This is a genomic window from Microbispora sp. NBRC 16548 (assembly GCF_030268985.1).
Lineage (GTDB): Bacteria > Actinomycetota > Actinomycetes > Streptosporangiales > Streptosporangiaceae > Microbispora > Microbispora catharanthi.
Genome location: NZ_BSSF01000011.1, coordinates 338,598 through 356,032, shown reverse-complemented (window position 1 = coordinate 356,032; position 17,435 = coordinate 338,598). Strand labels below are relative to the sequence as shown.

Here is a 17,435-nt window from a genome sequence, read left to right as displayed (position 1 = left end):
CACAACCGCCAACGACGTCACAGCGCCCTGGGGATGCGCACCCCGGTCGAATACGAGATGCTCTACGCAAACACCCAGCTGGCATGACGGCCAACCAAGCCAACTCCACAGAACCCGAGGCACATCAGACGGAGTGGCTCGACGAGCACCGCTACCCGCTGACCCGATCGCAGGCCGACGTCCTGAGCCAACTCGCCGAACTGTGCGGGGATGACGATCCCGAGCAGGCACTGAATGCCCTGGAGAAATCTCGCACGCTGGATCCCGACACCGAGGAGACCTACCTCCGCATCATCCGCCTGCAGCTGAGCCTCGGCCGCAGGGACGACGCGCGGCGGACCGCCAAGCTGCTCCGCCAGCGCCAAGCCGGTCTCGGACTTCCGCCCAATCCAAGAACAGAGAGAGCTCTTGCCACGCTGTTCGCGGGTAACGAAGGGTCCTGAAATTCCCGTTAAACATTTTGCAGCACAAATCCCGAGCTGTCCCTGACGGGGCTCCGCCCCGGTGTACTGGGCTCCGTGGTAGGCGGTCACTAACCGGTACGGTTCCAGTCATAGAGATCCGGCCTCTGTCTCGGCCCAACCGGTTATCGGTGAGCTTGATTACCGGCTTTTCTTCGCAGGGAGGAACGTCCCACGGCGGCTGCCACCGTCAGCAACGAGATCGTGTGCACCGGCGCGGCCAGCGCGACCGCGACCAACGCCGGGGACGGCTCGATCCCGAACGCCGCCAGGCCGGCGATGACCGGGACCAGTCCCGCCGCGAGCATCCACGCCTCAACCTGCTCGTGGGTGACCCGCCAGCACCGGTCGTCCGCCAGCCCGGCTATGGAGGCCAAGCCGGCAAAGTGGCCTATCCGCACCGGACCGATCGCGACTCGTCGTGACGCGAGCATCACCGCGACGCCGAGTGTCAGCAGCACAACCCCCACGAACTCGCTCATGCGGTCCTCGACGCCTCGTGGACGTGAGCTTTCGGCTCCGGCATCCGGCGCGCCGGCGGCAGCGATCTGGTTCCCCCCGGCATGTCCGTCACCGGCACTTTGGCCGTGCCCAGGACGTGACCGACGCCGCGAAACACCACCGGTTCCACGGTCTCGATGACGAAACCCGCCTGCCGGATGGCGGCAAGGGCGTCGCTCGCCGGGCGGCAGCCGCCGAAAACCCGGGACCAGAGTGGGGAGAGCAGGCTCTGGCAGAGCGAGATCATGTGGTTGCCGGAACGCTGATGCTCGTAAAAACGCAGTTCGCCTCCGGGGCGGAGGATCCGTCTCACCTCGCTCAGGGTTCGAGCCACCGAGGGGGAGCAGCACAGGACCAGGGAGGCGACGACCGCGTCGAAGGACGCATCGGGCACGGGTAGGCGGGTGATCTCGCCCTCGACTACCTCCACGGGAATCGCGACCTTCTGGGCGGCGAGCCGCGCGGCCGCCCTCAGGAAGGGATCGCTCTCGACTATGACAAGCTCATCGACAGTGGAGGGGAAGCAGACAATCTTCTTGCCGTCCCCCGCACCGATCTCTAGGACCCGGCCCGTCAGGTCACCCACCAGCCGCAGGCGCTGCGGCGTCAGGCGGTTCCCACTGCACACCGGACGCGGATGGTGGAACTGTTCCATACCGCGACCGAGGAACCGCCTGGTATCCGGCGGATGCTCCGTGGAAATGCCCATGTCTTCTCCTTGCTTCGGCTTCTCCCACTATGGGTCGTGGCCGCCGAAGGAGACAGGAATCTTGACGCGACTCTGACGGGCGCGGCGCCAATTGCTACGACTTCTTGAGAATCTTCGAGGCAGGTGTCAGGACCACGCAGGAATATCGTCGTGGGCCGTCAAGAAGGGGTATAGAAGCCCGAAGATATGACACCGAAAGGTGAGAATGGTGCGTACAGCATCGGCCGTGTTCGTTCCGCCTACTCGCCGTACGCCGCCGACTGCCCACGTTCACGTCTGTCCGGCCACGCCGGCCACGGCGAGATCGCTCGGGGGAACCACATGGACGTTCACCTGATCAATCATGAGGGGATCGAGGAGCGTCCCGTCGAAGAGCTGCCGACACTGCTTGGGCGACAGGACGGCCTGGTGTGGGTGGACATCCCCCGCTGTGACACCGATGCCGTAGGTGTGCTGACGGAGGTGTTCGGCTTCCACCCCATGGCGATCAAAGACTGTGTCGAACGCAACCGTGTGCCGAAGATGCACGCCTACCGGGATCATGTGTTCGTCGTTCTGCATGCGCCCGAGCGGGGGAAGCGCGGCCACGTGCACTACATCGAGCTCGACCAGTTCATCGGCCGGAACTATCTGGTAACCGTCCACGGGCCGGTGAACCCGGCGGTCCAGCCCGGGATCGCCCTGCGGGAGACACAGGCGGTGCTGGCCCGCATCGAGGCGGGACGGCTGCGTCCCGCCTCAGCGTTCGAACTGTCCCACGCGATCGTCGCCGCCCTCATCCGCAACCAGGAGGACTACGTCGAGGCGGTCACCGGCGACGTGTGGCGACTGGAGCAGCGGGTCACGGGCGGGCAGGTGGGCGACCCCGAAGAATTCCTCGACGAGCTGTTCCGCACCCGCCACGGCCTGCTCACCGTGCGCACGATGGGTGCGCTCAGCGGCGCGATCTACGGAGAGATGGCCGGCCTCGCCCGCATGTCGCCCGAAGGGCGACATCTGATGGCGGAGATCGGGGACCGGTTCGAGCGGATACGCAGGGTCGCCGACGGCGAACGGGAGTACCTCCAAGGCGTGATCGAGTTCTACCAGACCACCCTCACCATCAAGGCCGCGCTAATCGGCCAGGCGCAGAACGAAGAGGTCAAGCGTCTGACGGAGGCCAGCTATACGCAGAACGAGGAGATCAAGAAAATATCCGCCTGGGCGGCCATCTTCTTCGCCCCCACTCTGGTCGGCACGGTATACGGCATGAATTTCACCCGGCTACCCGTTCGCTCTGACCCTCATGATGCTGGCGTCGGCAGTTCTCTACATGGTGTTCAAGAGACGGGGATGGCTGTGACCGTCGCCGCTCTCAGCGCCCTCTGGCCGTGATGGTCCGCCATTCACCTTCCCACCCGGCCACGGCACGCCGCGCGGTCCACGCGCGGCGCCCCGACCGCACGAGGTGGCCTGCGGTCCAGAGGCCGCCGGCCGCGGCCGGTCCCGCCAGCAGAGCGACCACGACGACCACGGCGGTCGGCGAGGGGCCGGGGGCCGGTTCTTCCCCGGCGTCGACCCACAGGGCCAGCCGGTCCCCCGCCTGGTGCTCGGAGGTCGTCACCGTTCTGCCCGTGTGGGAACGGCCGTCCCGGCCGGTCCAGACGACCTCCGCCACCGTGGCGGGCAGAGCAGCGGACCGGGCCGCGGCGGCGGGGGTCCGGAGCACCCGTACGACGTGGCCGGTCACCCGTCGATGGCCGTCGGTGTAGGCGTCCGCGTCGTGGATCAGGAGCGCGCTGACGATCGCGCTGGTCGCGCAGGCGACGATGGTCAGCAGCGCCGCCGTCAGGACGCGTCCCGTCGATGAGACGTGCACGATCTTCCCCATGGGTTCTCAGAGGCCGACGTCGCGGCGCAGCAGGTCGTCGAGGCCCTCGCGACGGACGACGAGGCGGGCCTTGCCCCGGCTCACGGCGACGACCGGCGGGCGCCCGGTCATGTTGTACGTCGAGGCCATCGAGTGGTTGTAGGCGCCGGTAGCGGCGACGGCGAGCACGTCCCCGGGGCGGATGTCGGCGGGGAGCGCGACAGCCTCGGCCAGCGTGTCCCCGCTCTCGCAGTGGTGGCCGACCACCGTAAAGTCCCGCTCGCCCTCGTGCGTCGCCCGGCCGATCACAGGCGGCCATGGCCCGGCACCAGAACGCCTTGGCGGCGTACGCGACCTCGGCCCGGGGCAGCGCGGCACGGTAGGCGCGGCAGCGCAGGCGCACGTCCGCCTCGTCCATGACGTACGCAGGGGTGCCGAAGCGCGCGGCCACCTCCATCAGGTCGACGCCGCCGACCTCCGCATGCCCGTCGGCGTCGAAGCACGCGGTTGCCGGCCAGGGGCCCTCGGCCGTCTCCGTCGTACGCGGAGGTGTGATCAGCAGGCTCATTTCGTTCTTCTCTCCGCCAGGAGCGCCTGGCCGAGTCCGGGGACCGTACGGGTCACGATCTGGGTGCAGGTGGTGTCGGCGCCCGCGTCGCGGAGCGTCGCCACCACAAGTTCGAGATCGTCCATGCTCCGGCAGGCCACCCGCACCTCGATGTCGGCGTCGCCGAGCAGGACCAGCGCGCTCAACACCGCAGGCATCTCACGCAACCTCTGCTCGTAGGCTCCGCATCTCACATCGTGGCGCAGCCGGACGCGTACGACGGCCTGGATCGGGCGGCCGAACGCCGCCGGGTCCACCTCGACACGGACGGCGGCCAGCGCGCCGCTGTCGCGCAGCCTGCGCAACCGGACGGAGACCGTGCTGTCGCCGAGCGCGAGGTCTCGGGCGAGGGCCCGCACCGGAGCGCGACCATCCCGCGCCAGCGCCTGGAGCAGCGACCTGTCGACGTCGTCGAGAGAGCTCACCGCACACCGCCTCCTGAACGGCTCTGCCGCACTGAACGGGCAAACAACCCGGAAATGGGACACACGACACGCTAAGCACGGCCCGGCCTATGAGCGGGCCATCCTGACGCGATTCCTACGGCGGGTCTGTCGAATCTGACGCCCGGTTGACATCGCCACACCCTCATGGCTGTCTCCCGTCGACGTCGACTCGCTTCCCGCCCCCACGTACAAAGTGCAGCCAAATCGCGGGCCGCGTGCAGGAACGCGTCTTGAGCGGACCTCGGCTGCTTCCGTGAGGAGCGGACGTGCAGTCGGCCGGTTGCCCAAGGAGGGCGGACGTTCCACTGCCCTCGATGCGTGAGCCCGCCCTCGACCTCTCGTGACCAGGAGCGCCCGTCGTCACGTTTTGTGATCGAACAACTTCCGCTCTTGACGTCTTCTTGACGCCCTGTCTCCTCTGATGGCGGTGATTCCGCCATTAGTGTGCATGCGTTGCTTTACGCGTCCTTGATGCCGGAGGTGGCCAGGTTGGGGCGTTCTGTCGCCACGCCGACGGGTCCGGTGCGCGCCTGGTTGCTCGAGGGTCTCCAGACCGATCGCAAGGAGATCGAGCACGGGCCGCACGCGAAGCACCCGTGGTGGCGGGTGATGTGCCTGACGGGTGTGGACTATTTCTCCACGCTCGGCTACCAGCCGGGGATCGCGGCGCTCGCGGCCGGGTTCCTGTCTCCGCTCGCCACGGTCTTCCTGGTCGCTCTCACGCTGCTGGGCGCGCTGCCGGTCTACCGTCGGGTGGCCGCCGAGAGCCCGTACGGCCAGGGCTCGATCGCGATGCTGGAGAGGCTGGCGCCGCAGTGGTGGGGCAAGCTGTTCGTCCTGGCCCTGCTCGGGTTCGCGGCCACCGATTTCGTCATCACCATGACGCTGTCGGCCGCCGACGCCACCGCGCACATCCTGGAGAACCCGTTCGCGCCGCACTGGCTCGAGGGGCAGCGGGTGCCCGTCACACTGTTCCTGCTGGCCCTGCTCGGTGGGGTGTTCCTGATGGGCTTCACCGAGGCGATCGGCATCGCGGTGATCCTCGTCCTCGTCTACCTCGCGCTCAACGCCGTCGTCGTGGTCACCTCGATCGTCCACGTGCTCCAGGCGCCCCAGGTGGTCGTGGACTGGACGCACACGCTGGACGTCGGCTACAGCGGTCCACTGGCCATGATCGGCCTGTCGCTGCTGGTCATGCCGAAGCTCGCGCTGGGAATGTCGGGCTTCGAGACGGGCGTGGCCGTGATGCCGGTCGTCAGGGGCGACGTACGACAGCGGATCAAGGGCACCAAGCGGCTGCTCACCGTGGCCGCGCTCGTCATGAGCGTCTTCCTGATCTTCTCCAGCTTCGTCACGACCATGCTGATTCCGCACGAGGAGTTCGGGGAGGGCGGCAAGGCGAGCGGCCGTGCGCTGGCCTATCTGGCGCATAAGTTCCTCGGCGAGTGGTTCGGCAGCGTGTACGACGTCTCCACGATCGCGATCCTGTGGTTCGCGGGCGCCTCGGCGATGGCGGGCCTGATCAATCTGGTGCCGCGCTATCTTCCCCGGTACGGCATGGCGCCCGAATGGACCGGTGCGGTGCGGCCCCTGGTGCTTGTCTTCTCTGCGATTGCGTTCGCCATCACGATCATCTTCGGCGCCGATGTGGACGCCCAGGGCGGCGCGTACGCCACAGGGGTGCTGGTGCTGATGCTGTCGGCGGCGGTCGCGGTGACGCTGTCGGCGTTCAGGAAGGGCCAGACAGCCGCCTCGATCGGCTTCGGGCTGATCGCGGCGGTCCTCGCCTACACGCTGGTGGACAACGTGGTCGAGCGGCCGGACGGCGTGAAGATCGCCTCCTTCTTCATCGCCGCGATCATCATCACCTCGGTGATCTCCCGGGCCACCCGTTCCACGGAACTACGGGTGACCGAGGTCGACCTGGACCCGTTGGCCGAGCAGTGGGTGAACGGGGCCGGCGGCCTGATCCACCTGATCGCCAACGAGCCCCATCAACGTGACCAGGACGAGTACAACGACAAGCTCCGCGAGCAGTGGATCAACCACCGGCTGCGCAGTGACGAGCCGGTGATGTTCGTCGAGGTCACCGTGCCGGATGCCTCGGAGTTCGAGACGGAGCTACACGTCCGGGGCGAGGAGCGCTACGGGCACAGGATCCTGCGGATCGAGAGCTCCGCTGTGCCGAACTCGCTGGCCGCGCTCCTGCTCCACCTCCGCGATCGCACCGGTGCGGTGCCGCACATCTACTTCCACTGGGCCGAAGGGAACCCGGTGCTCGCCATGCTGCGCTACCTGGTGTTCGGCGGCGGCGACGTGCCCCCGCTCACCCGCGAGGTGCTGCGCAAGGCGGAGCCTGACCTCGAGCGCAGACCCCACGTCCACGTCGGCTAGCAGTGCCGGTCACCGCCGCGCGGCGTACTCGCCTCATGGCGTGGCGACGACCGGGTCGGCCGTCGACGAACCCACCCGGAAGCGCATGCGGCAGACAACCGTGTCGGTTCGGCGGCGCAATGCCCGGGCGAGGACGGCGCCGCGCTGGTTCTGCAACAGCCGCTGCCACGCGTGCTCGGGTTCGACTTCGGCGATCAGGACGAAGACGTGTGGCTCGGGGACGTTCCTGAGGTATTCCACCAGGGGCTCGTCGAGGCGTCGGTGAGCGCCGGACACCTGCACAAGCTCCACGCCGGGATCCCAGCGCTGCCAGTCCTCGATGAAGCGCTGCGCGTCCCGCTCGTCCCCGGGGTGGGTGACATTGACGGCGACCACCCGGTCGCCCAGGGAGCCCGCGGCCGAGAGGGCGTCGCGGGTCAGGCGGCTGACCACGTGCACCGGCACCACGACGAGGGAGCGGCGCGGGCGGGGAGGGTCGGGAGTCCTGCCCAGCTCCAGTCGTCGGCCGATGCGTCCGTAACTCCGGTTGACCCACTGCATCGCCAGCACCAGGAGCGGCAGCGCCACCACGATGAGCCAGCCGCCCTCGCTGAACTTCGAGACGGTGACCACGATCGCGGCGGCGAAGGTCAGCACCGCGCCCAACCCGTTGAGTGCCGCCTTGCCCTTCCAGCCCCTCGGTCGTTCCGCGATCCAGTGCAGGACCATACCGAACTGCGAGAGCGTGAAACCGACGAACACCCCGATGGCGAACAGCGGTACCGGCAGGTTCATATCCCCGCGAGCGAGGATCAACAGCGCGGCCGAGGTGATCGCCAGGAAGGCGATGCCGTACCGGTGAACCTGCCGGTCGGCGCGGAGCGCGAACAGGTGCGGAAGATTGTTGTCCTTCGCCAGCAACTGGGCGAGCACGGGAAGACCGCCGAAGGAGGTGTTGGCGGCCAGCGCGAGCAGGATCATCGTGGAGATCTGCACCAGGTAGAACAGCGGGCCGTCGCCCAGGGAGGCCCGAGTGACCTGGGCGAGCACGGTCACGCCCTTCACCGGGGCGACGGAGAACTTCTCGATCAATGCGGCGATGCCGATCAGCATGATCGCCAGCAGGCCGCCGAGGACCACCTCGGCCCGCTGCGCTCTCCGTACGCCCGGCTTCCGGAAGGACGGCACCGCGTTGGCGATGGCCTCCACGCCGGTGAGCGAAGCGCATCCGTTGGCGAACGCCCTGAGCAGCAGCAGAACACCGGCCGTTTGCAGGTTGTGTGCCTGCGCGGCGTGCTCGGTAACCGTTGTGGGTTCGCCGCGGAGCAGGCCGGCCACGATCACCAGCAGGATGGCGCCGACGTACACCACCGTGGGAGTGATGAACGCCCGCGCGCTGTGTGCGATGCCGCGCAGGTTGATCGCGGTGATGAGGGCGAGCACGCCGAGACACAGCCAGACCGTGAACGGCAGGAGCTCGGGGAACGCGGAGGTGAGCGCCGCGACCCCCGCGGCCACCGAGACGGCCACGTTGAGCACGTAGTCGACGATCAGGCTCGCCCCGGCGACCAGCGCCGCCCAGCGGCCGAGATAGGTCTTCGCCACGCCGTACGCGCCGCCGCCCTCGGGAAAGGCGGCGATGACCTGGCGGTAGGAGAAGGTCAGCACGGCCAGCAGCCCGGCGATGGTCAGGGTGACCGGGATGGTGAACCCCAGCCCTGCGCCGCCGGCGAGCGCCAGGACGATGACGATCGCCTCGGGGCCGTACGCCACCGAGGCCATCGCGTCCAGGGAAAGAGCGGCAAGACCGCCGATCACTGACAGCCGGTGCTTATCGCCGCTATCAGGGGGCTCCTTCGCCGCGGAGGCCGCGGTAGAGGTGAGCGTTGCGGACATCAGTCCTCCTACTAGGGGAAACGCCCCAATCATCCGCCGCTGCCGGAGCCGTTCCGGCCGATCCATACGCGGCCTTGACGCCTTCCGTCGCCATCCCTACGAGGGCTTGACGCGCGTCGCCCCGGTGCCGTTTCGGCGGCTCGCTCCTCGCTGTACCGCAGGTCCTGCCGACAGGGGTCGCGCCGGAGACCGCAGGGGTTTTCCTCTCCACGGGACAGCGGGTTCCCGGCCGTCAGCGGCTCTACGAATCGGTCATCTTGGTCGGTGAGGTTCTGTTGGAGAATGCACATCACGCTGTCCTGGAGATCGGCCGGCTCATCGTGCCGGCGGGGTCGATCATGATGCCGATTACGCCGAGATCCTTGATCATGCTCCGCAGCGCGGGCTCACTCAGGCGGATCCAGCCCTGGTCGCTGCCCAGCACCTTCGTCAGCCGGAGCGGTGAGGTGAAGGCCACGGCCGTCTGCTTGCCCGCGGCCGTCCGGAACACGCGTAGCGCCAGGGAGAACGAACTGCGGCGAACCGGCACATATAACGGATCTTCGAGCATGTCATGCCTTCCAGAGGGCTCTACGAAGGCGACGTTAGATTCCACGCGACCAGCGGGAACACCATCGCTACGGAATCCCGACGCCACGCCGCGGAAAGCTGACGCGATGTTGATGGATCGCCGCGATCCGGGTCGCGTCTTCGGGCGACATCGCGGCCCTTTTCACCGGCTGGCCAATGCACCGAGCGGGGGCCGATGCGTGGACCACCACGCAGGACGGGTAGGTGTAGGACGTTGACCTGCGTGAACAACCTGCGTCAACGCAGAAGGGCGGGAGGTGCTGCAGCGATGGGTGGCTGCGTGAGGCATCTCGACGCAGATCGCGTCGCGTTTCTGACGGCGCTGGTGGCGCCGCTGGCCATCACGGGAGTGCTGGTGCCGTTTCGCGACAGCGTGCCCAATACCAGCGTCGCGCTCGTCCTAGTCGTGATCGTGGTAGCCGTCGCTGCCCTGGGCAACCGCCTGGCCGGCGCGCTGGCGGCGATATGGGCCGCGGTGTGGTTCAACTTCTTCTTCACCCAGCCCTACCAGCGCTTCACCATCACCAGGCCTGCCGATCTTCAGATCGCGCTGTTGCTACTCGTCGTGGGCCTGGCGGTCTCACAGTTGGCCGCCCGCGCCCGGCGACTGCAGGTGGTGGTCATCACCGACGCCGACTACCTGGCCCGCATCCACGACACCGCCAAGCTGGCACAGAGCGCCAAGGCGCCGGGAACGGTGGTCGATCACGTCACCGCCCAGCTCACCGAGGTGCTGCACCTGCGCGGCTGCCGTTTCGAGTACGGCACGTTGATCGGCCACCCGCCCAGGCTGGAGCAAGACGGCAGCGTGACCTGGGGTCGCAAACGCTGGGACGCCGACCACCTGGGCCTGCCCGATACGGAAGTCGAGCTGTGCACGTTCGGCAACGGCCGCTTCTACGGCCGGTTCATGCTCGACCCCACCCCGGGGACGATCCCGCCGTTGCAGGCGCGTCTGGTCGCGGTCACCTTGGCCGATCAGGCGGGGTCGGCGTTGGACACCGCCGCAAGCGAAGCGGAGGCATGACGGCCGGCTCAGAGGGTGTGGTGAAGAGGGATCGGCAGGCGCAGACGGCAGATGACGGCATCGGTGTTGCGGCGGATCGCCCGGTCCAAGACGGCGCCGCGTTGGTTCTGCAGCAGCCGCTGCCAGGGCTTGGGCAGGTGCATCTCCGGGATGAGAACGACAATCCGGTCGTGGCGGTTTTCGGCGGCAACGGCGCGTAGGTAGTCGACGATCGGCCTGGTCAGCGAGCGGGTGTGACTGTGCAGGACGACGAGGGGGACATCGGGCCGCCAGGCGTTCCACGCCCTGCGCACCGTGTCGGCGGACCCGGCCTCGGAATCTTCAGGGTGCACGACGGTGAGCGCACGGACCTCATCACCCAAGGACAGCGCGGCGCTGAGGGCTTCTTGGGTGAGGAGGTTGACCGCGCCGACCGGGACGATGACCAGACAGTGGCGGGGTACGGGGTGGGCGGGCACCTGTCCCAGATGCAGGGCGGCGCCGATGCGCCGGTAGGTGCGGTACACCGCCTCGAACACCAGCACCAAGACGGCGACGGCCACGAACACCAGCCAGCCGCCCTCGTGCCATTTGGCCACCAGCGCCACGACCAGCGCCACGGCGGTCAGCAGCGCTCCCAGCCCGTTCAGGGCGGCATGCCCTGGCCAGCCGGGACCGCGGTCCAGGCGCCAGTGCCGGACCATGCCGATCTGGGAGAGGGTGAAGCCGATGAACACCCCGATAGCGAAGATCGGCACCAGCACCTGAGTGTTTCCCCTCGCTACCAGCAGCAGGATCAGCGCCAGGACGGCGAGCACTGTGACGCCGTAGCGGTAGACCTGCCGGTCGGCACGCAGGGCGAACAGGTGCGGCAGATGGTGGTCCTGGGCCAGGCGCGAGGCCAGGACGGGCAGGCCTCCGAAGGAGGTGTTGGCCGCCAAGGCCAGCAGCACCATGGTGGCGAACTGCACGACGTAGAAGGCGGCATTGTGGCCGAGTGCGGCGTTGGCCAGTTGCGCCAAGACGGTCTTGGTGGGACTCGGGGCGACGCGGAACTTGTCGATCAGCAGTGACAGGCCGATCAGCATCGCCCCCAGCAGGACGCCCAGGGTGACCTCGGTGCGCTGGGCCCGCTGAATGCGGGGGGTGCGGAAGGTGGGAACGGCGTTGGCGATGGCCTCCACCCCTGTCAAGGCCGAGCAGCCGTTGGCGAAAGCGCGCAGCAGCAGCACCGCCCCGACGGTGGCGGTGGCCGAGCCGGTCGGGTGGGCGGGCTCGGTGGCGGGTTGGTCGCGTAGCAACCCGGCCAGGACGACGGCGGCGATCGCCGCGACGAACACCACCGTCGGAGCGATCATCACCTTCGCCGACTCCGCAACGCCGTACAGGTTGACGGCAGTGATCAGCACCAACACGAGCACGCACAGCGGTACCCGCTCGCTGTGCAGGGCGGGGAAGGCCGAGGTGAAGGCGGCGACGCCGGCGGAGACCGCCACCGCGACGTTGAGCACGTAGTCGATGATCAGTGAGGCGGCGGCGACCAGGCTGACCCGCCGCCCCAGATGCCGCCCAGCAACGGCGTAGGCGCCGCCACCGTCGGGGAAGGCGGCGATCACCTGCCGGTAGGAGGCCGTCAGCGCGGCCAGCAATACCACGATGGCCACCGTGACCGGCAGGGTGAATCCAAGTCCTCGGCTGCCGGCCGCCGCGAGCACAATCACGATCGCTTCGGGCCCGTACGCGACGGACGACAACGCGTCCAGCGACAGCGCCGCCACCCCCTGCGGCACGGTGAGCCGGTCCCGCTCACGACGCTGGAGCGCAGCGCCGCTTGCGGAACGATCCACCCCTCTGGCATCGCCAGCGCCCGCAGACACCAGCCCTCTCCGTCTCACTCAGCTCAATGGAAGTGATTCCCTGAAATCCCTGTTCACCGTCCATCGGTTGAGGATCGAACGCGTAGAGACCGCCTCACCAGGCCGAGGGCATGCCCCGGCCACGTAGAGACGGCGTAAATGTTCCGGCGTTCGGCGTATGAAAGGCATCAAGAACATCAAGCCTTCTTAAACCTGGCGCTTTGCTGGCGTTAGTGGCCGTCTGTCCGGCGGCCAGGCAAGCATCCGGATTTGAGGAAGTGAGATGGCTGACGTCATCTTCGTCGCCCTAACGGTCGGGATATTCGCGATCTGCGGGCTCGTGGTGAAGGCGGTGGAGCGCCTGTGAGCGCTGTCAACGCCGTGGGTCTGGTCGTGGCCGTCGGCCTGGTGATCTTCATGATCGCGGCCCTGCTGTTCCCGGAGCGTTTCTGATGTCGCCGACCACGGCCGGGATCGTGTTCATCGGATCCCTCGTCGTCGCCCTGGTGCTGACACACCGGCCGCTCGGCGACTACATGTACCGCGTCTACAGCGGCACGCGGCACCTGGCCTTCGAGCGAATGATCTACCGTCTCATCGGTGTCCGGCCGGACACCGAGCAGCGGTGGAACGTCTACGCCCGCAGCGTGCTCGCCTTCTCGGCCGTCTCGATCCTGTTCCTCTACGCTTTCCAGCGCCTGCAGGACAAACTGCTGCTGAGCCTCGGCTTTCCCGGGGTGACGGACCATGTGGCCTGGAACACCGCGGTCAGTTTCGTCACCAACACCAACTGGCAGGCGTACTCGGGTGAGTCCACGATGGGCCACCTGGTGCAGATGGCCGGTCTGGCGGTGCAGAACTTCGTGTCGGCCGCGGTCGGCATGTCCGTGGCGATCGCCCTGGTGCGCGGCTTCGCCCGCAACCAGACGGACAATCTTGGCAACTTCTGGGTGGACCTGGTCCGCGGCACGATCCGCATCCTGCTGCCGATCGCGTTCGTCGGGGCGTTCCTCCTGGTGGCCGGTGGCGTGATCCAGAATTTCTCGGGCGTCCACGAGGTCGCCACGCTGGCCGGGGGCACGCAGAGCATCACCGGCGGGCCGGTGGCCAGTCAGGAGGTCATCAAGGAGCTTGGCAACAACGGCGGCGGCTTCTACAACGCCAACTCCGCCCATCCCTTCGAGAACGCGGCCTCCTGGACGAACTGGCTGGAGATCTTCCTGATCCTCATGCTGCCGTTCGCGCTGCCGCGCACGTTCGGCCGCATGGTCGGCGACCGGAGGCAGGGCTATGCGATCGTCGCGATCATGGGTGTGCTGGCCTTCGCCAGCGTCGCGCTGGTCACCGGGCTGGAGGTCGCGCACCACGGCACCGTTCCGCAGGCGGTCGGCGCCGCGATGGAAGGCAAGGAGGTCAGGTTCGGCGTGCCGAACTCGGGGACCTTCGCCGCGGCCACGACGCTGACCTCGACCGGCGCCGTGGACTCCTTCCACGACTCCTACACCGCGCTCGGCGGCATGATGACGATGTTCAACATGATGCTGGGCGAGGTGGCGCCCGGCGGAGTGGGCGCGGGCCTGTACGGCATGCTCGTGCTCGCGGTGATCACCGTCTTCGTGGCCGGTCTGATGGTGGGCCGTACGCCGGAATACCTGGGCAAGAAGATCGGCTCACGCGAGATCAAGCTGGCCTCGCTCTACTTCCTGACCACGCCCGCGCTCGTGCTCGTGGGCACCGCCCTGGCCATGGCCTCGCCCGAGCAGCGGGCGAGCATGCTCAACTCCGGGCCGCACGGCCTGTCCGAAGTGCTCTACGCGTTCACCAGCGCCTCCAACAACAACGGGTCGGCGTTCGCCGGCATCACCGTGAACACCCCGTGGTACGACACCGCGCTCGGGCTGTGCATGGCCTTCGGCCGGTTCCTGCCGATCGTCTTCGTGCTCGGCCTCGCCGGCTCGCTGGCCAGGCAGGCCCCCGTACCGGCCTCGGCGGGCACGCTCCCCACCCACCGCCCGCAGTTCGTCGGCATGGTCGTGGGCGTGACGATCATCGTGGTGGCGCTGACCTTCCTCCCCGCTCTGGCGCTCGGCCCGCTCGCAGAAGGAATCCAGTGATGACAGTGCTTTCAGCGCCGGAAGCTCCGGGCCACGTACCCGCCCCCGGGAGGGGCGGCAAGGTGGGCGGCGGCCTGCTCGACCCGAAGCAACTCCTCACCTCCCTGCCCGACGCGCTGCGGAAGCTGAACCCCGTCACGCTGTGGCGCAACCCGGTGATGTTCATCGTCGAGGTCGGCGCGGCGTTCACCACCGTGCTCGCGGTCGTCGATCCCTCGTTCTTCGCCTGGGCCATCGTGGTGTGGCTGTGGCTGACCGTCGTGTTTGCCAACCTGGCAGAGGCGGTGGCCGAGGGCCGGGGCAAGGCCCAGGCCGCCACGTTGCGGGCGGCCAAGCGCGACACCACGGCGCGCCGTCTCAAGGACTGGCAGTCCGGACAGGGGGCGGTCCACTGGGACACCGTGGGCGCCCCCGAACTCCGGCAGGGCGACGTCGTCGTCGTCGAGGCCGGGGAGATCATCCCGGGCGACGGCGACGTGGTGGAGGGCATCGCCAGTGTGGACGAGTCGGCCATTACCGGCGAGTCCGCCCCCGTGATCCGCGAGTCCGGCGGCGACCGCTCGGCCGTCACGGGCGGCACCAAGGTCCTATCCGACCGGATCATCGTACGGATCACCCAGAAGCCCGGAGAGAGCTTCATCGACCGGATGATCGCCCTGGTCGAAGGCGCCAATCGGCAGAAGACCCCCAACGAGATCGCCCTCAACATCCTGCTGGCCGCGCTGACGATCATTTTCCTGATCGCCACCGTCACCATGCAACCGCTGGCGATCTACTCCAAGGCGCAGAACCCCGGCATCCCCGACTCCCTGGCCCTGAACGGGCACGGCGTCACCGGCATCGTGCTGATCTCGCTGCTGGTCTGCCTCATCCCAACCACGATCGGGGCGTTGCTGTCGGCCATCGGCATCGCGGGCATGGACCGCCTGGTGCAGCGCAACGTGCTGGCCATGTCTGGCCGTGCGGTGGAGGCCGCCGGCGACGTCAGCACCCTACTGCTCGACAAGACCGGCACGATCACTCTGGGCAACCGGCAGGCCGCCGAGTTCCTCCCGGTGCCCGGAGTACCCGCGATGGAGCTGGCGCGGGCGGCGCAGCTGTCCAGCTTGGCGGACGAGACCCCCGAGGGCCGTTCGATCGTGGTCTATGCCAAGAACGCATACGACCTTCGCGAGCGGCGGCCGGGCGAGCTGACGCACGCCGACTGGGTTCCGTTCACCGCGCAGACCCGCATGTCCGGCGTCGACGTCGACGGGCGCCGGGTCCGCAAGGGCGCCGCGACCGCCGTGATGAAGTGGGTGCGCGACAACGGCGGCCATCCCACCGCGCACGTCGGTCAGCTGGTCGACGGCATCTCCGCCTCCGGCGGCACCCCGTTGGTGGTGGGCGAGGTCGCCGACGGCGGCACGGCCCGTGTCCTCGGTGTCATCCACCTCAAGGACGTCGTCAAAGCGGGCATGCGCGAGCGGTTCGACGAGATGCGCCGCATGGGCATCCGCACCGTGATGATCACCGGGGACAACCCGCTCACCGCCAAGGCCATCGCCGACGAGGCGGGCGTGGACGACTTCCTGGCCGAGGCGACCCCCGAGGACAAGCTCGCGCTGATCCGCAAGGAGCAGGAGGGCGGGCGGCTGGTCGCCATGACCGGCGACGGCACCAACGACGCCCCGGCGCTCGCCCAGGCCGACGTCGGGGTCGCCATGAACACCGGCACCTCCGCCGCCAAGGAGGCCGGCAACATGGTCGACCTCGACTCCAACCCCACCAAGCTCATCGAGATCGTCGAGATCGGCAAGCAGTTGCTGATCACCCGGGGTGCGCTGACCACGTTCTCGATCGCCAACGACATCGCGAAGTATTTCGCGATCATCCCGGCCATGTTCGCGGCCGTCTATCCGGGCCTGGACACGTTGAACGTCATGCGGCTGCACAGCCCCCAGTCGGCCATCCTGTCCGCAGTGATCTTCAACGCCCTGGTGATCGTGGCGTTGATCCCGCTCGCCCTGCGCGGGGTGCGTTACCGGCCCTCCAGCGCGTCCAGACTGCTCAGCCGCAACCTCTACATCTACGGCCTCGGCGGGATCGTCGTCCCGTTCATCGGCATCAAGCTCATCGACCTGCTCATCATGTTCCTTCCGGGGATGTCATAAATGGAACGCCTGCCAAGCTGGATCCGCCAGCACCTCGCGGCGCTACGCGCACTTCTCGTGCTCACCCTGGTGACCGGCGCGATCTACCCACTGCTGGTCACGGGCGTCGCGCAGGCCGTGTTCAACGGCAACGCCAACGGCTCCCTGGTGCAGAAGGACGTACAGAAGGACGGCAAGGACGTGGGCAGCGCCCTCATCGGCCAGAGCTTCACCGGCAAGGACGGCAACCCGATCAGGAAGTACTTCCAGAGCCGGCCTTCAGCGGCGGGCGACGGGTACGACCCGACCTCCACCGCCGCGAGTAACCTCGGCCCGGAGGATGTCCTCGACACCCTCCCGGTGCCGGGCGCGGAGGACGACGAGGGGAACCCCGACACCGGCAAGCAGAGCCTTCTCACCCAGGTGTGCGCCCGTTCCAAGGTGGTCGGCGAGCTGGAGGGCGTCAGCGGCGCCCGGCCGTACTGCACCGGTGACGGGGTCGGCGCGGTGCTGAAGGTCTTCCCCACCGTTGGCACGCCCACCCGGGTGGTCAGCGTCAACCAGGCCTGTCCCGCCACGCCGTTCATCCCGGTCTATCAAGGGGTGAGGGTCGAGTGCGGCAAGCCCGGACAGGACTACTCGGCAGGCCGCACCGTGCCAGTGCGCGGAAACGCCCGAGCGGTCGTCCCGCCGGACGCCGTCACCGCGAGCGGCAGCGGCCTCGACCCGCACATCTCCGTCGCGTACGCCGAACTGCAGGCCCCCCGGGTAGCCAGGGAGCGCGACCTCGGCCTGGACACGGTGCGGGCCCTCATCGGGCGGCACACCACCGGCAGGGCGCTCGGCTTCATGGGCGAGCCCGGCGTGAACGTGCTGGAGCTCAACCTGGATCTGGACAGGCTGAAGGGATGAGGT

The 17,435-nt window shown here is 68.2% G+C and carries 16 protein-coding genes; 8 read left to right on the top strand and 8 right to left on the bottom strand.

Features of this window, described 5'->3' with window-relative positions:
- Window positions 1–83 precede the first annotated feature (83 nt).
- A complete protein-coding gene (locus tag QSK36_RS29520) occupies window positions 84–443 on the top strand; it encodes a tetratricopeptide repeat protein (RefSeq protein WP_285784626.1) in 360 nt (119 codons plus the stop codon).
- A 143-nt stretch (window positions 444–586) separates the two neighbouring features.
- Here QSK36_RS29520 and QSK36_RS29515 read toward each other — a convergent pair whose 3' ends face one another.
- Both QSK36_RS29515 and QSK36_RS29510 read right to left on the bottom strand, forming a co-directional pair.
- Complete coding sequence (locus QSK36_RS29515) at window positions 587–943, bottom strand: hypothetical protein (RefSeq protein WP_285784625.1); 357 nt, start codon at window positions 941–943, stop codon at window positions 587–589.
- A complete protein-coding gene (locus tag QSK36_RS29510; RefSeq protein ID WP_285784624.1) occupies window positions 940–1,671 on the bottom strand; it encodes a class I SAM-dependent methyltransferase in 732 nt (243 codons plus the stop codon). The genes QSK36_RS29515 and QSK36_RS29510 overlap by 4 nt, the downstream gene beginning before the upstream one ends.
- Window positions 1,672–1,992: 321 nt before the next feature.
- Here QSK36_RS29510 and QSK36_RS29505 point away from each other — a divergent pair, with 321 nt between their 5' ends.
- Entirely contained in the window at window positions 1,993–3,045 is a 1,053-nt protein-coding gene (locus QSK36_RS29505; protein ID WP_285784623.1) for a magnesium transporter CorA family protein, read from the top strand.
- Here the strand turns inward: QSK36_RS29505 and QSK36_RS29500 are convergent.
- From QSK36_RS29500 to QSK36_RS29490, 3 genes are all read right to left on the bottom strand, one after another.
- Window positions 3,026–3,541, bottom strand: coding sequence for a hypothetical protein (locus QSK36_RS29500; RefSeq protein ID WP_285784622.1), 516 nt, complete (start codon window positions 3,539–3,541; stop codon window positions 3,026–3,028). The genes QSK36_RS29505 and QSK36_RS29500 overlap by 20 nt on opposite strands.
- A gap of 6 nt (window positions 3,542–3,547) precedes the next feature.
- Window positions 3,548–3,898, bottom strand: coding sequence for a hypothetical protein (locus QSK36_RS29495; RefSeq protein ID WP_502883355.1), 351 nt, complete (start codon window positions 3,896–3,898; stop codon window positions 3,548–3,550).
- A gap of 186 nt (window positions 3,899–4,084) precedes the next feature.
- The gene (locus tag QSK36_RS29490; protein WP_285784620.1) at window positions 4,085–4,552 is read right to left on the bottom strand and encodes an Lrp/AsnC family transcriptional regulator; all 468 of its coding nucleotides are present in this window, start codon (window positions 4,550–4,552) and stop codon (window positions 4,085–4,087) included.
- 501 nt (window positions 4,553–5,053) lie between these two features.
- On the opposite strand from QSK36_RS29490, the gene QSK36_RS29485 reads away from it, so the two are divergent.
- Window positions 5,054–6,967, top strand: a complete 1,914-nt coding sequence (locus tag QSK36_RS29485; RefSeq protein ID WP_502883358.1) for an APC family permease — start codon at window positions 5,054–5,056, stop codon at window positions 6,965–6,967.
- A 33-nt stretch (window positions 6,968–7,000) separates the two neighbouring features.
- Here QSK36_RS29485 and QSK36_RS29480 read toward each other — a convergent pair whose 3' ends face one another.
- Both QSK36_RS29480 and QSK36_RS29475 read right to left on the bottom strand, forming a co-directional pair.
- Complete coding sequence (locus tag QSK36_RS29480) at window positions 7,001–8,842, bottom strand: APC family permease (RefSeq protein WP_285784618.1); 1,842 nt, start codon at window positions 8,840–8,842, stop codon at window positions 7,001–7,003.
- Window positions 8,843–9,131: 289 nt separating this feature from the next.
- Window positions 9,132–9,392 (bottom strand): SAV_915 family protein, encoded by a 261-nt coding sequence (locus tag QSK36_RS29475; RefSeq protein WP_285784617.1) that lies wholly within the window; start codon window positions 9,390–9,392, stop codon window positions 9,132–9,134.
- Between the two features lie 300 nt (window positions 9,393–9,692).
- On the opposite strand from QSK36_RS29475, the gene QSK36_RS29470 reads away from it, so the two are divergent.
- Window positions 9,693–10,439 (top strand): DUF4118 domain-containing protein, encoded by a 747-nt coding sequence (locus QSK36_RS29470; RefSeq protein WP_285784616.1) that lies wholly within the window; start codon window positions 9,693–9,695, stop codon window positions 10,437–10,439.
- A gap of 8 nt (window positions 10,440–10,447) precedes the next feature.
- Here the strand turns inward: QSK36_RS29470 and QSK36_RS29465 are convergent, their stop codons facing one another.
- On the bottom strand, window positions 10,448–12,265 hold the full coding sequence (locus tag QSK36_RS29465; protein WP_285784615.1) for an APC family permease: 1,818 nt from the start codon (window positions 12,263–12,265) through the stop codon (window positions 10,448–10,450).
- Window positions 12,266–12,637: 372 nt separating this feature from the next.
- On the opposite strand from QSK36_RS29465, the gene kdpF reads away from it, so the two are divergent.
- The 4 genes from kdpF to QSK36_RS29445 are packed head-to-tail and all read left to right on the top strand — an operon-like array spanning window position 12,638 to window position 17,432.
- A complete protein-coding gene (kdpF, locus tag QSK36_RS29460; protein WP_142575127.1) occupies window positions 12,638–12,727 on the top strand; it encodes a K(+)-transporting ATPase subunit F in 90 nt (29 codons plus the stop codon).
- Window positions 12,727–14,388 (top strand): potassium-transporting ATPase subunit KdpA, encoded by a 1,662-nt coding sequence (gene kdpA, locus QSK36_RS29455; RefSeq protein WP_285784614.1) that lies wholly within the window; start codon window positions 12,727–12,729, stop codon window positions 14,386–14,388. Before kdpF ends, kdpA begins: the two co-directional genes overlap by 1 nt.
- Window positions 14,388–16,541, top strand: coding sequence for a potassium-transporting ATPase subunit KdpB (gene kdpB / locus QSK36_RS29450; protein WP_285784613.1), 2,154 nt, complete (start codon window positions 14,388–14,390; stop codon window positions 16,539–16,541). Before kdpA ends, kdpB begins: the two co-directional genes overlap by 1 nt.
- Window positions 16,542–17,432 (top strand): potassium-transporting ATPase subunit C, encoded by an 891-nt coding sequence (locus QSK36_RS29445; protein WP_285784612.1) that lies wholly within the window; start codon window positions 16,542–16,544, stop codon window positions 17,430–17,432.
- Window positions 17,433–17,435: the final 3 nt, after the last annotated feature.